Source organism: Chakrabartyella piscis (genome assembly GCA_030067835.1).
Taxonomy (GTDB): Bacteria; Bacillota; Clostridia; order Lachnospirales; family Anaerotignaceae; genus Chakrabartyella; species Chakrabartyella piscis.
Genome location: CP092441.1, coordinates 1,177,346 through 1,192,379, shown reverse-complemented (window position 1 = coordinate 1,192,379; position 15,034 = coordinate 1,177,346). Strand labels below are relative to the sequence as shown.

Below are 15,034 nucleotides of genomic sequence, written 5' to 3'. Positions count from 1 at the left end.
GATTTCCACGTTCGTGGAAATTGTGCTATAATGGTAGAAAAAGCAGACGGAGGGCTGAGAAATGTATGTAAAGCTGACTTTAGGAGAGCGATTAAAGGATTTGCGGACAGAACGAGGGCTAACCCTAGAGCAGTTGGCACAGGAGACAGGCATTTCCAAGTCCGCATTGGGTAATTATGAGGGGGATGAACAACGGGACATCAGCCCACTTAGCATCGTAACTTTGGCGCAATTTTACGCAGTCCCTACTGATTATTTGCTGGGCATCATCGAGACAAAAAAATATCCAGCCTCAGAGCAACTTGCTCTGGGACTGGATGATGAAGCGATGGAAGTGTTGGCTGGTACTCCAATGAACAAGCGACTTCTCTCGGAATTATTAAAGCATCCAACATTCCCCCACTTAATGGTTGACATGGAAATCTACGTTGACCGCATCGCCAGCATGCAGATTCAACACATCAATAATTACGTTGATGCAGCTCGCAAGCAAATAGAGGCTACTCATGCGCCGCAATCTCCCGACCTCTATGTGGAGGCATTGAAAGTCGCTCATGTGGATGAACACGAGTATTTCACCAAGTCCATCTATGAGCATTTGGCGGTCATTTTGAAAGGCATCCAGAAAGACCACGAGACGGATACTACCACAGCAGATACCGACTCTATCGTGGAACAGATGCAAGCCGTCGTAAACGAGGCACTTACCATGCCCGAAAGCGAGGTAGAACAGCGAGTACATTTAACGTGCAAAATGTATGGCATCAACCCTGATGATGTTTCTGAAGAAGAGAAACTTGTATTGGCCAGCTTTATAAATCGCATACCTAAGGACATGAGAACGAGCATGAAGGAGCTAGAGCGTAGTTCGAAGCGTGGAGCAAGACAAATGCCTAGACACGGCAAAGGGAAGCGCAAGAGACGTTAATCACTGCGGTGAGACGGGGCTTGTATATACCTCCCCCACCTTCTTCGCCTAGCATATGATTGCAGATGGGGCATTGCAATCATACGCTAGGCTACTAACGACAAAAAGGGCTGGTACGGCTTCTCTGCTACTTGGCAGAGTTCCGTACCAGCCCTTTTCATCGTCAGACGGTGGGGAAGGTATAACACACTAGACTTTGCAAGCAAAATCGTGTGCCAAGGGGCGGAGCCCCTTTGGATGCCCCATCCTCTATCTTCCCATATCGATGATGGGCTATGGGAAGATAGAGGGTTGCACCACACTGCTTTGCAGAGATGGTACAAGGGTTCTTGCACGCTAACGCTACTAGGAGATATAGGCGGATAGCCTTGTCAATGTTGAAAACGCCGTGGGTTTTCGACCTTTATGATGTTGTTGCTTTATGACGACTGGTTTTTTTGCGTACTCCATATACGGTCACTGCCAGTAGGAGGACAGCCCCTCCAACGAGCCACCAGCTAAACTGGGCTGGGGCTTGCTCTGCCAGTCGTATGGTGATGGGTGTCCCATCGTGATTTGACAACTCCGCCGTGACATAAAGCCCTTCGACAGTGCTCTCCAATGGTTGCCAAGCGCCATCTACAAGCTGTTCTAAATAGGCACGCTCGCCCATGGTATTGTAGATGCGCACCTTGGAAATGGTTGTGTATGCGCCCTCCACGCACAGGGTATAGCCATCCTCCGCCTGTGTCACCAGAAGCGCTTCCCATTGGGTGAAACAACCATCCACCAGCACCATGGAAATGGCGCCATCTTCCCCGTGAAAAGCCAGTGTGGTAGACAGGGGAATCAGTTCACCATGCACTTCAATATCCGTTTGGATGTTGGTCAAGTCCACATCCTCCCACAGGCCGTAATGGCCATCTGTGGTGACGATTTCTGGTAGCAATGCCCCGTCATAGCTGTCGCCATAGTTGACGGTGATGGTGTCCAAATACACCTCATCTTGATAGAGAATGATGGACAAACTTCCAAACACGCTAGGCAGTCCCTCCACTTCTAGCAAAGCCTGATAGGTGATGGGTTCCGCCTTGCCTTGATAGCTCAGACCATCCACACCGCCTAAAACATCGCTGACAAAGTAGTTTGCTTGCAAAACGCTGTCTTCGCTGTCTATTCCCCCTGCAATACCGCCTACGCTACCATCACTGGCCACAGCAGATGATAGGGAGTAGCATCCATATACCTCTAGGCCGTAGCCCACAATGCCACCCACAGAATCGTTGCCGCTGAGACGGCTTTTGGAATAACAATCACGGACAATGGCGGTGGATTGCCCAGCAATGCCACCCACATAATCGCCCTCCACGCTTTCCACACGAGATTGGGAGAGGGAGGTCATCACAAGACCAAACTCCTGCATCCCAACAATGCCACCAGCGCCGTCTTTTTTGGCAGTGACATTGCCATAATTCGCCCCGTCTTCCACAATGGCTAGGGCGTTTCTTGTGGCAGTTTGGGTTTTATCCCCCTCAAAATCGAACAATTCCTCTGCAAAGGTCAGGCCATACTCAAAGGACATGGCACCCACCAGACCGCCTACGCTGATGTCGCCATCAATGTTGCCACGGTTGGTGCAGTTTGCCACCTTACCCATGGTGGCTGTCGTCGCAAAGGCTGTGGACACATCGGTGATTTCAAAAATACCTTCTTTGTCATCGAAAGAGGTGACATCTTGTATCAAATCTATGATGGTGTCGCTGACGGTGGACAGTTGCTGGTTGATGGACTCCAAATCGTCTAATATCACGTCAGATCCATCACCAATGGCATCTTGCATCCCCTCCATTTCCTCTGATACCACGTCCAGCGACGCAGAGAGGGCATCCTTGGTGTCGTCGAACTGGTCATCTGTTTTCACAAACTCCACCTCCTCTTGGGCATCCAAATTGTCCACCAAATCGGAAAGCAGTGATGACGTCTCCTCCAGGGCATCCGCCATGTCAGAGAGTTCGCTGGATGCTTGGGCAAAACAATCCATGGCATCTTCCAGCTCATCGAGGGTATCCGCCACAATATCTGGGAGGTCATCCAGGTGTGTCATCGCCTTGTTCAGCGAGGAAATTGCGCTATTTGCATAGGATGCACTCTGTTTGAGATAGGTAATCGTAGTGGATAAGCCGTCCAATAACGACGCTAAATCTGCGCCAAGGTCAATATCCACAGCGGTTTTCAGGGCAGACTGCGCCTTGCTCATATAGGCCAGAGCGTCATCCATATCATCGCCAAAATCTTCGGCAATCTCTGGCACATCTTCCATGGCATCCAGGGCATCTTCCAAGTTGAGGAACCCATCTTCTAGTTCATTGAAGGCATCCTCCATCTGACCAAAAACAACCTCTAGGCTATCGGTGACAGGCACCAAATCGTCGATGAGCTGAGAAACGGCATCGCTGATGATATTGAGCTGGTCGATGTTGCCGTCGAAAATGGCTTGGATTTGGTCAAGCAACTCCTCCAGATGATCACGGCTCACGCCCACTGCATCCTTCAAAGCGGTGGCTTGATCGCTGACCGCATCCCCGCTGCTGTCGGCACTGTCGATTAAATTGGAGGACAAATCGCTGAGGGAATTCAGTTCTTCACGCAAATCCTCCAATTTAGAGGTGGTGTATGTGGTGTCGATATAGGGCTCAAATTGCCCCACAATGCCCCCCACTTCCTTCCATCCATAGACGTCGCCCCAGTTGTAGCAATCAGCAATGTAGCCACTCTGATTGCCCACAATGCCCCCGATGTTATAGCCCAGATGGGGGTAGCCCACGGTGGCAAGGTTGCCACAGCCTTGGACGGTGCCATCGCTGAGCCCTGCAATGCCACCAATGTCGGTGATGGTGCCGGCATTGGTGCTAGAAGCCCCCACGCTGGCAATGAGACTGCCTTCATATGCAAAGACAAAATTGCTTAAATCTGTGTTCACTTCACTGCGATTGGTACAGCGAAATAGGGTGCCTTGGTTTTCGCCCACAATGCCCCCCACTTGGCTTTCACCAAACACGCCACCATAGGTGGTGCAGTTGGAAATCGTGCCCGTATTCACCGCCGCAATGCCACCAACGTAGCCTTTTCCGCTGACCATGCCACGAAAGATGCAGTTTGAAACGGTACCGTAATTTTGCGCCGCGATGCCAGCGATATAGTTGTGCTCTGATTGCAACTCGCCATAGACAGACAGGTTTTTCACCGTGGCACCTTGTTCTATCAGGCGAAACAGCCCTTGATAGTCTTTGTTTAGGTCGGTTTGTAGGCCAGAAATGGTGTGCCCATCCCCATCAAATGTACCCAGAAAAACAGGGATGTCCTGAAATTCACTGCCTGTCAGGTCAATGTCTGCAGTCAGCACAAAGGTTTTTTCAGCGCTGTACTGGTCGAAGGTGCAGTTTTTTGCAAAGGTCAAAAATTCTTCTACATTGGAAATAGAAATGGTCTCTACCTCTTCCGTCTCCACCGCCAACACCAAACTAGGTGCGATGAGTTGGAGGAGAAGAAGAACCGCTAGGAAACTGGAACCTATCTTTTTATGCTTCATGGCTGTGCTCCTCAATAGTCTTTTGGTTTGTCATTTTTGCATCAATTTCTCCATCAATGGTACCTGTGACAAAGCCGTTGATATACCCTGACACATAGCCACTCACATGACCATTCACCATGACCTTGCCTGTCACTTTCTGTGGCTTGCGCCCCCATCCCATGGCAAAGCGGGTGCGCTCAATAAACCCATCACCTACGTATAGAATTTCGGGCAAAATAACCAGTACCAGTGCCATGGAAATCAGCGTACCACGACCGATGCACTCGCCCAAAACGGTGATAGAACCATCGCTGGACAGATTCTGAATGGCAATGCCTGCGGCGGATAAAATACAGCCAGAGGTCAGAATCGTGGCAAAGGATTGGTCTAGGGCCGTGATCACCGCCTGCTTTCGATCCATGGTTTTTCTCAGTTCTAAAAAGCGGTTGGTCATGACGATGGCATAGTCCACGTTGGCGCCCATTTGAATAGACGACACCGTTAAATAACCCACAAAGAAAATGCCATAGCCATTTAAGTATGGGAAGGCAAAGTTCATGAAAATAGCGGATTGAATTACCACAATCAGCATCACAGGCACAGCCACAGAGCCGAACGTGAACAGCAACACGCACATCACAAATAAGGCGGATAAAATGCTCACCACCAGATTGTCTCGCCCAAAGGCGCTGGACAAATCGTAACAGCTGGTGGCATCGCCTGCCAGATAGACTTCTTCATAATAGTCCCCTGCAACGGCGGTGATGGTGTCTAAAAAAGCATAGGTTTCTGCACCCTCCACTGGTAGGTTCAGCGACAGCAGAATGCGGCTGTAGCCTTCGTTTTCCAGTTGCAATTGCCCATCACGGATGTCGTCTGCCTGCTCACGTAAATCAGCTTCGTCTTCTTCGTCTAAGCTAAAATAACCGTCGTCCAGCATATCCACGGCAAAGAGGACAATGTCCAGCAAAGGCAGTTCGTATTCGTCGCTCTGGTTGATGAGTTTTGCATAGTCCTCTTGGTCGATGGCGTAGCTAGAGTACAGCAGTGCTGCCATTTCATAGTCTAAATCCATCAACTCAGACAGCTCACGGGCATTGAGCAAATCGGTGAGCAGATAGTCGTCTATGGCTTCGGTGTTGGCAAGCCCCATCACACTTTCCACCTGAGGATAGCCCTCAAGGGCGGCAATCAGCTCTGCTTCTTTTATGTAATCGCCTGATGGCACCATCATGGCTAGACCGTTGGTGGTGCCAAATACATCAGCAATGCGGTCAATTTGGACATCGCTTTCGCTGGGATTGGCGGCTCGCAAATCATCTACGGAAAACAGATACTCCGTCTGTTGAGAGAAGTAGAAGCCACCCACTGCCACCACCAAAAACAAAGGCAACAACACGGCACGGAGTTTCAGAGACAGCTTCCCTAGCCATGCGATGGAGGGGACAAAGTTGCGGTGTTGGGTTTTATCCATGAATTTACTCCACACCACCAACAGCCCAGGCAGCAGGGTGAATACACAAAACAGGATGATAAAAATCGACTTAATGAGACACCGAGATAGGTCACTCCCCAGTCCATACACCATAAAAGACAGGGCCAAAAGCCCACAAACGGTGGTCAAACTGCTGGAGGAAATCTCCACAATGGCTTTGGAGAGTGCCATGGTGCAAGCCTCTTGGGCGGGGAGCTGTTCTCGTTCTTCAGCAAAGCGGTGGCACAGGATAATGGCATAGTCAATGCCCAGTGCAATTTGAAGCACCATGCCCACAGAGTTGGAGACAAAAGAAATTTCCCCTAGCATGAAGTTACTCCCTTTGTTCAGCAGAGCCGCCGCCCCCAAGGTAATGAGCACAATGGGGATTTCTGCAAAGGATTTGGATGTGAATCCCAGCACCAAGACGATGACCACCACAGCCACTACCATAATGGCGCTCATCTCCGACGCCAAATTGTCGGCACTGCTATTGCCCGCCTCTGTGTCAAAGGACACGTCATAGCCTTGGGTCAGCTGGCGGATTTCGTCCATGGCAGACAGGGCATCCGCGTTTTCTTCGTCCCCGACAAAGGTGACATTGATGAGGGCGTTGGCTTCTAAGTAGTGGTCATCGTCCTGGGCAAAGTCCATAGATTTTACCCCATGGATCGTTTCAATGGCAGTGGCCAGTGTTTCGGCCGTGGCAAAATCCACATTGCTGACCATCACTTTGGCAGTGGCGTAGGTGACAAAATGTTCGTCCATCAAATCAAGCCCAATGGAGGTGCCACTGTCCTCAGGCAAATACCCCACCAAATCATTTTCCACTTGGGTTAAGGTAGCACCGTACACGCTTCCCACAGCCAAGAGCGTAAAAATCAGGAAAAATAAATTGCGTTTGCTGACGATGAATTTTGCGATTGTATAAAATAAATCAGTTTGCTTGGTGTCCATGGTTCCTCCGTACATTTGAATTTTAATTGACAACTGTTCGTTAAGTTAGTATAATAGCCACATCAAGATTTTACAACGTACAATACTGGCAATTTGATAAATAACGATACACATTGGGCAAACTGTCCAGAAACGAGGATGCTATGGCAGAAAAAACCGACTTGCGGGTCATCAAAACCAAAAAAGCTTTGGTAGAAACCATGATGGAAAGCTTGGGGAAAAAGCGGTTTGAGGATATTACGGTGCAAGACCTTTGCGACAAGGCCATGGTGCGCCGTGCCACATTCTACACCCATTTTGCCGATAAATATGAGCTGCTGGGCTATAGCGTCCGCAGTCAGTATGTAAAATTCCCCTCCTATGCGCAATTTGAAACCGCCAGCAACACAGAGGATATTTATCGGTATTTGGTGAAGGATGCAGTGGACTTTTTGGCAGATAATTTGGCCATATTCCGCTCAGTTGTCAATAGCCAAGCCACACAAATTATCCTCAATACCATCCGCAACGAAATGGAGCAAGATTTCTTGCCACTCATTGAAGAAAGTATGCGTGCCAATGATATTCACGGTCTATCCCCCCAATTCATCTTCAATTTTTACCTCCACGGCATCTTCGGCAGTTTCCTGTGGTGGATGCGAGAAGACTACCCCCTCACCAAAGAAGAACTGGTGTTGCAAATTCAATCCATGTTGCACATCAGATGAAGCCAGAGGAAATGCGCTTCACGAAAACCGCCCCCATTATGGCAAACAAGGAAGGCACCGGGATGATCCCAGCGCCTTCCTTATTTGCCGTATTTAACTTGCCTCCCAAGTTGTCCTTTTGAGCCATACGCCTACCCCTGCATTTCAAGGGTACTCAGTCTGTTGAATTTATGGGACTTTTAATTCTCAAAAGGCCGATTCACCGTCACAGCCTTCAAATACTGCACAAGGTCGCCATTGAGTACCAAATCAACATACCCCACAGGGTCGTTATACACCAGCCAATCCAGCTCGCTGCGCTGATACAGTATTTGCCACTTCATTCTCCACGGCAGTACAGTCTATGGAAATCACGGTACCGTTGGCGTAGATTAACTCCACACAGCCTGTGTCTATATTAAATTCACATGATTTTAGCATTCTAAATATCTCCATTATTTTGATTATTATGCACAATAATCATCCGCTGACGTGTGTTGAATGTGATAGTTCCTTGCCGCTATTAACCCAAGGCTTTCGGGGTTTTCTCATTTCATTCCCACTCGCCGCCGATAATTGTTAATTGAAGGCATTTAGGTCTCAAAAGGCTTTAAAATGGGGTTTCTTTTCTTCATATTATCATGGGTATTGGGATTATTATGGATTTTTGTTATCAAAATGTTATCAGTCAAAGGCAAGTGCACAAAAATCATAATAATTACTTTTATTCCACAGATGCTGCTTTTTCCAACAACTTTGGCGACAATAAATTTGCCAACCACAATGCACTAATTCCACTTCCCAACTTTGCTGCAATCATTGGTACAATCATCGAGGCATTTACTCCAGCAACAAACCCCAAATGATCTCCAAACATAAACGCCGCTGCCGTTGCAAATGCAATGTTCAATAATTTCCCTTTTGGATTCATATCTTGTACCATTTTGAAAGTTGGAATATTATTGGCAAGGGTTGCAACCAGCCCTGCACTTGCCACCTCATCCATTCCAATTTTGCTGCCCATTTTTGCCAATGCTGCTCCAAAATGTCTTTTGATCCACTCCACCATTGGAAATGCACCCAATAAAACAAAGGCAATGTCCCCCAATATTTTCACACTTTCTTCCAAAGGTGAAATTCCAGACTCACCAGCTTCCACCATTTGATAGAACAATGGGAAGCGGATTCCTGTTTCGTATTGGAAAACAGCCACTGCCACCAAAATGGCAATCAAGCCTGTAATAAACCCACCAAATTTCGAAAATCCATTCAATAGCATTGCTGGTTTACACCACAAGCCAACAGCCAACAAGACAGCAACCAAGATAACAGGCAATATAGCAAAGAGCATGGTCATAAAATCCATATGGTATGGTGTCATCCATGTCATAATCACACCCCCAACCAAACAACCAATGGGAACTGTGATGACCCCCACCAAGATACCACACGCAAGAATGGGTCTATCTTCTTTTCGCAACAAGGTCAATGCAACTGGAATGTCAAACAACAAAACACAGCCCATGGTACATCCAACCACAACACCTGCAAATTGCCCCATGGCAACATTATCCCCCGCCATTTGTGTTGCCAAAGCATATCCACCAGAATCTGCCAAAAGCAATGTTGTGGCAAATACAGACGGCGACGAACCCATGGCTATATAAATCGGTGCTACAATCGGTTCCAAAATCATACACAACACAGGTGCTGCTGCAATGACACCCACCATTGCGATTGCCAACGGCCCCATGGCATGAAACCCTTCATCAAATGCTTCGCCATAGCCCAAACGATTACCCATAGCTTTATCCACTGCCCCCAAAATCATAAAAATCATCATGATCGTGACGATGATGGAATTCAATGATATATTCTCCACATATTGTTGCATACTATCTGTCAAAATAGTCCAATTGGTCAATTCCGACATCAACTCTGTAAACATGGTATTCCCCCTAACGCTTCCTATAAAGAAAACGGCTTCCCTCAGACAATTCTCTGAAGCAAAGCCGTTTACTATTGTTTTTTCAATTAGTCTTCCAATCGAAATACTTTTTTCAAACGTTCCCATTCTTGGTCACGAATTTCTTGCATTTCTGCGATATCTGCATCATTCAAATGGGCAAATCTTTTTTGCACTTTCAAATAAGGTGCAATGTCTTTCAATTCTTTTGGTCTATAGTTCAATTTGAAGGTATCATTTTCATATTCTGCCAAGTACCACAAACCAGTTTCCACGGCTTGTTTGCCCATTTCAACAGTCAAATCCACTTCATGACCCCAACCAGTTGGACAAGGTGCAAATACATGAATGACTTTGCAACCTTTCATGGCTTTTGCTTTTTCCATTTTTTCCATGAAATCTCTTGGATGGCTGACACTTGTGGTTGCCACATATGGTACACGATGTGCTGCCATGATTTCAAACAAACTCTTTTTGAATTTTGTTTTTTCCCCTTTGGACGCAGGACCTACAGGTGTTGTAGTTGTCCATGCATTGTATGCGGTACTACCACTTCTTTGTACCCCTGTGTTCATATATGCTTCGTTGTCGTAACACAAATAAATAATATTATCATTACGTTCTGCTGCACCTGACAAAGCTTGCAAGCCAATGTCTACGGTACCACCATCACCAGAAATGACCATGATTTGTACATCATCACCAAAGCCCAATTTTTTTGCTGCAACAGACATACCAGAACCAGTTGCTGCGGATGCTGCAAATGCAGTTACTGCATTGTTGACAAACAAAGCAGATTGAGGGAATACAGATGTGGTTGCTGCAAAACAACATGCTGGTGTTGCCACAAATGTTTTTTCACCCAAAACCTTAAGTGCCATTCTACCTGCCATAACGGCGCCACAGCCTTGACAAGTTCTTGCACCATAGAGAAGTTCTTGATCGGGAAGTGTTCTAAAATTGATTGCCATGCTTACCATCTCCTTCCAACAAAAATAGGTTGATCTGAATATTCGCCTGCTGGGCATTCTTTCAATTCTGCAAACATTTCTTTGATCATATCCACGGAAATATCTCTACCACCAAGACCCAAAACAAATCCTTTGAGCCCCATTTCAGAACCATATAATGCAGATTTCACTTCACCAAACACAGTGCCACCTACACCAAAGCAAAGGCTTCTGTCAATGACACCCATAGCTTTGAATTTGGATTTGACACTTTGGAAATATTCTTCTGGGAATGGTCTAAACCCTCTGATTTTGATCAAGCCCACTTTTTCACCAGCTGCACGCAATTCGTCTACCACATCACGCACAGTACCAACGGTGCCACCCATGGCAACCAATGCATACTCTGCATCGTCACAGCAATATTCTTCAATCAAACCGCCATATCCTCTACCGAACATAGCTTCAAATTCTTCATCACATGCCACAATTTTTGCTTTTGCCACCTCAAACGCTTCTTGTTGTGCAATTTTTGCTTCTGTATAATAATCAGGTCCTACAGAATGGCAAAGTGTTTTTGGATGTTCCAAACACATTTTATTTGCGGTATCAAACGATGGCAAATATGCATCCACCAATTCTTGTTCTGGAATATCCACTACATCATATGTATGGGTCAAAGTAAATCCATCTACATTGACCATAACAGGCAACATAACATCTTTGTCTTCTGCAATTTTATACGCTTGGATGACCATATCCAATGCTTCTTGACCACTTTCTGCAAACAACATAATCCAGCCGCAATCACGCATTGCCATGGCATCACTATGATCGCCATAAATGTTCCAAGGAATTGCCAAAGCACGGTTTGCATTTACCATAACCACAGGATGGCGACCTCCACTTGTGTAGTTGAGCATTTCTGCCATATACATAAGCCCTTGTGAAGATGTTGCTGTGAAAGCTCTTGCTCCCATCATGCTGACACCCAAAGCCGCTGCCATTGCACTGTGTTCACTTTCCACCATCATATATTCATAATCTGCTTCGCCTTCTGCCAAGAAATCCGCAACCTTTTCCACCAAAGTGGTTTGTGGGTGATGGGATATGCAGAAACAACATCTGGTTTTGCCAATTTCACGCCATATGCAGCTGCTTCATTTGCAGATAAAAATGCTCTTTTACCCATTATGCCTCATCCTCCTTCACCATAGAAATACATTGTTTTGGACATTCTTTGGCACAAATGCCACAGCCCTTACAATAATCATAGTCAATTTTCAATGTTTCCCCTGTTTTATCAATACAACCTTCTGGACAGTACACCCAACACATCATACATTTGATGCAAACATCTGTGTTGATGGAAGGTTTCATGGAACGGAACCCTGCATTTTTAAATACCAAAAATCCTGCTTCATTGCTGGCACCAAAAGGTACTTCTTCTTTGGTAGTGGGCATTACATAATCTTTCAGCCAAACTGGTTTGTTCATGCCAAATCCCCCTTCACTTGTTCATATGCCATACGAATCAATCGTTTGTTTTTCTCTGCCAATTTTGGACTCATCATATCATCCAATGCCTTTTCCACATCGCTGATGGCACACATTTCATTGACTGCAATTGCAGCACCCATCAAAGCGGTGTTTACAATGTTTCTGCCAAGCACTTCCATTGCCAATTTTGTTGCATCCACTGCCACCACGTTGACAGCATCACGGATTTGCAATTCTTCTTTGATTGCTTCAGAAGTTTTTGTTGTATTGATGAGCAATGTTCCGCCATCTTCAATGCCTTCTGTGAAATCCACTTCCCCTTGGAGTGTTTCATCCAAAACCACTACACAATGACACATATTGATTTGACTATGATCATTGATCACTGTATCTGAAATACGAGTGAATCCCAAAACAGGAGCTCCTCTACGTTCTGGTCCAAATGATGGAAATGCTTGTGCATATTTATTTCCATGTACAGATACTGCATATCCTAAAATTTTTGCTGCTGAGAAAGCACCATTGCCACCTCTACCATGCCATCTAATCTTTTCCACGTCCATAACCTCCTTACATTCCATTGCCCGATTGTTCCAATTTTATATCATCAAGTTCATTTTTCTTGCTTCTGCTGTCAATTCTTCTCTAAACTTTGGATGTGCAACGGCAATCAACGCCTTTGCTCTTTGAGATGCGGATTTGCCTCTCAATTCTGCAATCCCATATTCTGTTACGATACAATCCACGTCGCCTTTTGGTGTGGTGACATGCGCTCCCACATTCAAAGTAGGTCGAATCTTGGAGATAGTATCGCCTTTTGCTGTTGCATATGTACAAATATAAGAATGTCCACCCTTTGACCAGTTTGCACCTCTCACGAAATCCAACTGACCACCTGCTCCACTGATGTTTTTGCTACCAATGGATTCTGAACAAACTTGACCCAACAAATCCACTTCCACACAAGCATTGATGGATGTCATATATGGATTTTGTGCAATCACCCTTGGGTCATTGGTATAATCCACTGGACAAAACTTCACGGCTGGATTGTTGTGAATGTAATCGTACATTCTTTGAGAACCCATTGCAAAAGCAGTGATGGAAGAATAACGATCCAAAACTTTTTTGCTATTTGTGATGACACCCGCTTCCAACAAATCCACCATGCTATCCACAAACATTTCTGTGTGAATGCCCAAGTCTTTTTTGTCTTTCAAATAACTGCCAACTGCATTTGGCATTCCGCCAATTCCCAATTGGATGGTTGCTCCATTTGGAATACGCTCTGCAATCATTGCACCAATTTTGTGATCCTTTTCATTCAATGGAATGGCTCCCAAAGTGGGCAATGGTTGATGATTTTCACATACACCCGTCACTTCTCGAATGTGTATGAAATTGTCACCTGATGTACGAGGCATATATTGATTGACTTCCAAATATACTCGCCCTGCCCTCTCAATGACCACTCTGTTTTGTGATGCTGAAAGACCAAAGCTAAAATATCCGTGTTCATCCATCGGAGATACCATCATATAGGCAACATCTGGGCTAATACATTCTTTCCAAAATGTAGGTACATCGCTGTAATTATTGGGCAAGAAGTCTGCATATCCACCTTGTACTGCCCCTCTGCTATATCCACTGGTAAACCAAGCTGTGTGTGTAAACTTTCCAGCTAAGTCCTCTGATAAATATTCCCATGGCCTGTTTGCAAGAAGGAGATGATGTTCCACACCAACAAGCTCGCCTTTTTGTGCTCGTTTTGTGATTGCTTCCACAATCCCTTGTGGCTCTCCATAGGCATCTGAGCTGACACAAATATCACCCGATTGGATTTGTTCTGCAATTTCTTCTGCCTTCATGTATTTTTTTGCATAGAGTTGTTTCACATCTTCTTTGGAACCGAACATTGCATCTCCTCCTGCTTCATACGCATTTACATTTCTTTATTTCATTTCGTTTCTTTTTATGAACTTCCTTCACTGAATTACATTCACTTATATAATACCATATTTTTTCCATAGGTCAATCCTAAATTCCAGCTTTTTGTGAACTTTGGTAATATCTACATTCACATTCACTGAACTACGTTCATTATGACGAATTTTCATCCTTTTCCTTCAAAAAAACGCCTATAAAATCACCATTTCTACTATATATTATCTCTTTACCGTTTCTTATATTTGTTTTGCAATCATACACCAGCTGTGCTACACTACTATTAAGAAACTTTTATCTCGAATATACACAGCAAAGGACTGATATATATGCCTAAAAAACAAGGCACTTCCGATCAATTGATCCAAAATGATACCACCGAACAAGAGGTGCAATTGTCCACCAGACAGTTGCAAGCCTTGAAAACCCAAAAAGCAATTTATGCAGCTGCCATTGACTTAATCAATGCGCAAGGATATGAAAAAACCACCATTGACGATATTGTACGCAAAGCAGGTACTGCAACAGGTACATTTTATTTATATTTCAAAACCAAACGAGATTTGTTGTTTAAAAGTATTTTGGAATACGATCACTTTGTGGAAATTTCCTATGGCTATGCCAAAGAAAAAACAACCTTCCGTGAACAACTACAAACCTTCTATTTCCATGAGTATTCACAAATACAAGGAATGGGAAAAGAAGTTTTACGTGCATTGTTCTGGAACAGTTTGCAAAAAGGCGATCCCATCATCAACAATCCAAGCCGTATCATTTATATCTATATTTATAAAATGGTTGTCTTTGGATTGGAAACAGGAGAATTGTCAGATGAGCGCCCCATTGAATATTACACACAACAAATCATTGCCTCCATCTTGGGGATTGATTATTACTGGTGTACCTTCTCCTTGGATGTGAATGTATTGGAATTGGCTGTTTCCCATGCAGAAGTCCTTTTGAATGGCATTTGTGAAAAATAATTGAACATATATCTAGGCGGTTCCATACACGGAGCCGTCTTTTTTTGTGTTTCTAATCCAAAGCAAAAAACAGACCTGGAGCAACTCTCCAAGCCT

The 15,034-nt window shown here is 45.2% G+C and carries 13 protein-coding genes and 1 pseudogene; 3 read left to right on the top strand and 11 right to left on the bottom strand.

The features are described 5' to 3' along the window. Window positions 1-61: 61 nt before the first annotated feature. The gene (locus tag MJY40_RS05230; RefSeq protein ID WP_317853879.1) at window positions 62-928 is read left to right on the top strand and encodes a helix-turn-helix domain-containing protein; all 867 of its coding nucleotides are present in this window, start codon (window positions 62-64) and stop codon (window positions 926-928) included. Between the two features lie 403 nt (window positions 929-1,331). On the opposite strand, the gene MJY40_RS05225 is transcribed toward MJY40_RS05230, so the two are convergent. Both MJY40_RS05225 and MJY40_RS05220 read right to left on the bottom strand, forming a co-directional pair. After that, window positions 1,332-4,496, bottom strand: a complete 3,165-nt coding sequence (locus tag MJY40_RS05225) for a hypothetical protein (protein WP_317853878.1) — start codon at window positions 4,494-4,496, stop codon at window positions 1,332-1,334. Then, window positions 4,486-6,909, bottom strand: coding sequence for an efflux RND transporter permease subunit (locus MJY40_RS05220; protein WP_317853877.1), 2,424 nt, complete (start codon window positions 6,907-6,909; stop codon window positions 4,486-4,488). The genes MJY40_RS05225 and MJY40_RS05220 overlap by 11 nt, the downstream gene beginning before the upstream one ends. Window positions 6,910-7,052: 143 nt before the next feature. Here MJY40_RS05220 and MJY40_RS05215 point away from each other — a divergent pair, with 143 nt between their 5' ends. Then, window positions 7,053-7,616 (top strand): TetR/AcrR family transcriptional regulator, encoded by a 564-nt coding sequence (locus MJY40_RS05215; RefSeq protein WP_317853876.1) that lies wholly within the window; start codon window positions 7,053-7,055, stop codon window positions 7,614-7,616. Here the strand turns inward: MJY40_RS05215 and MJY40_RS05210 are convergent. The 9 genes and pseudogenes from MJY40_RS05210 to MJY40_RS05170 form a co-directional block, all read right to left on the bottom strand. Then, the gene (locus tag MJY40_RS05210; protein WP_317853875.1) at window positions 7,609-7,743 is read right to left on the bottom strand and encodes a hypothetical protein; all 135 of its coding nucleotides are present in this window, start codon (window positions 7,741-7,743) and stop codon (window positions 7,609-7,611) included. The two genes, MJY40_RS05215 and MJY40_RS05210, sit on opposite strands and share 8 nt — an antisense overlap. Window positions 7,744-7,795: 52 nt before the next feature. Next, window positions 7,796-8,036 (bottom strand): annotated as a pseudogene (locus MJY40_RS05205) (DUF6061 family protein). A gap of 283 nt (window positions 8,037-8,319) precedes the next feature. After that, complete coding sequence (locus MJY40_RS05200; RefSeq protein WP_317855989.1) at window positions 8,320-9,543, bottom strand: ethanolamine utilization protein EutH; 1,224 nt, start codon at window positions 9,541-9,543, stop codon at window positions 8,320-8,322. A gap of 86 nt (window positions 9,544-9,629) precedes the next feature. Beyond that, window positions 9,630-10,532, bottom strand: a complete 903-nt coding sequence (locus tag MJY40_RS05195) for a thiamine pyrophosphate-dependent enzyme (protein ID WP_317855988.1) — start codon at window positions 10,530-10,532, stop codon at window positions 9,630-9,632. 2 nt (window positions 10,533-10,534) lie between these two features. Next, window positions 10,535-11,575, bottom strand: a complete 1,041-nt coding sequence (gene porA, locus MJY40_RS05190; protein ID WP_317855987.1) for a pyruvate ferredoxin oxidoreductase — start codon at window positions 11,573-11,575, stop codon at window positions 10,535-10,537. Beyond that, window positions 11,542-11,703, bottom strand: coding sequence for a hypothetical protein (locus MJY40_RS05185; protein ID WP_317855986.1), 162 nt, complete (start codon window positions 11,701-11,703; stop codon window positions 11,542-11,544). Before MJY40_RS05185 ends, porA begins: the two co-directional genes overlap by 34 nt. After that, window positions 11,703-12,008: a 4Fe-4S binding protein gene (locus MJY40_RS05180; RefSeq protein WP_317855985.1), complete on the bottom strand. Its 306-nt coding sequence runs from the start codon at window positions 12,006-12,008 to the stop codon at window positions 11,703-11,705. Before MJY40_RS05180 ends, MJY40_RS05185 begins: the two co-directional genes overlap by 1 nt. Continuing rightward, window positions 12,005-12,568, bottom strand: a complete 564-nt coding sequence (locus MJY40_RS05175) for a 2-oxoacid:acceptor oxidoreductase family protein (RefSeq protein ID WP_317855984.1) — start codon at window positions 12,566-12,568, stop codon at window positions 12,005-12,007. Before MJY40_RS05175 ends, MJY40_RS05180 begins: the two co-directional genes overlap by 4 nt. A 42-nt stretch (window positions 12,569-12,610) precedes the next feature. Further along, a complete protein-coding gene (locus tag MJY40_RS05170) occupies window positions 12,611-13,927 on the bottom strand; it encodes an acetyl-CoA hydrolase/transferase family protein (RefSeq protein ID WP_317855983.1) in 1,317 nt (438 codons plus the stop codon). A gap of 357 nt (window positions 13,928-14,284) precedes the next feature. On the opposite strand from MJY40_RS05170, the gene MJY40_RS05165 reads away from it, so the two are divergent. Further along, window positions 14,285-14,938, top strand: coding sequence for a TetR/AcrR family transcriptional regulator (locus MJY40_RS05165; RefSeq protein WP_317855982.1), 654 nt, complete (start codon window positions 14,285-14,287; stop codon window positions 14,936-14,938). Window positions 14,939-15,034: the final 96 nt, after the last annotated feature.

Excerpts from the sequence above, each read along its gene's own strand:
- MJY40_RS05230 (WP_317853879.1), top strand. The coding sequence starts at position 62 with ATGTATGTAAAGCTGACTTTAGGAGAGCGATTAAAGGATTTGCGGACA.
- MJY40_RS05225 (WP_317853878.1), bottom strand. The coding sequence starts at position 4,496 with ATGAAGCATAAAAAGATAGGTTCCAGTTTCCTAGCGGTTCTTCTTCTC.
- MJY40_RS05220 (WP_317853877.1), bottom strand. The coding sequence starts at position 6,909 with ATGGACACCAAGCAAACTGATTTATTTTATACAATCGCAAAATTCATC.
- MJY40_RS05215 (WP_317853876.1), top strand. The coding sequence starts at position 7,053 with ATGGCAGAAAAAACCGACTTGCGGGTCATCAAAACCAAAAAAGCTTTG.
- MJY40_RS05210 (WP_317853875.1), bottom strand. The coding sequence starts at position 7,743 with ATGGCTCAAAAGGACAACTTGGGAGGCAAGTTAAATACGGCAAATAAG.
- MJY40_RS05200 (WP_317855989.1), bottom strand. The coding sequence starts at position 9,543 with ATGTTTACAGAGTTGATGTCGGAATTGACCAATTGGACTATTTTGACA.
- MJY40_RS05195 (WP_317855988.1), bottom strand. The coding sequence starts at position 10,532 with ATGGCAATCAATTTTAGAACACTTCCCGATCAAGAACTTCTCTATGGT.
- MJY40_RS05185 (WP_317855986.1), bottom strand. The coding sequence starts at position 11,703 with ATGGGTAAAAGAGCATTTTTATCTGCAAATGAAGCAGCTGCATATGGC.
- MJY40_RS05180 (WP_317855985.1), bottom strand. The coding sequence starts at position 12,008 with ATGAACAAACCAGTTTGGCTGAAAGATTATGTAATGCCCACTACCAAA.
- MJY40_RS05170 (WP_317855983.1), bottom strand. The coding sequence starts at position 13,927 with ATGTTCGGTTCCAAAGAAGATGTGAAACAACTCTATGCAAAAAAATAC.
- MJY40_RS05165 (WP_317855982.1), top strand. The coding sequence starts at position 14,285 with ATGCCTAAAAAACAAGGCACTTCCGATCAATTGATCCAAAATGATACC.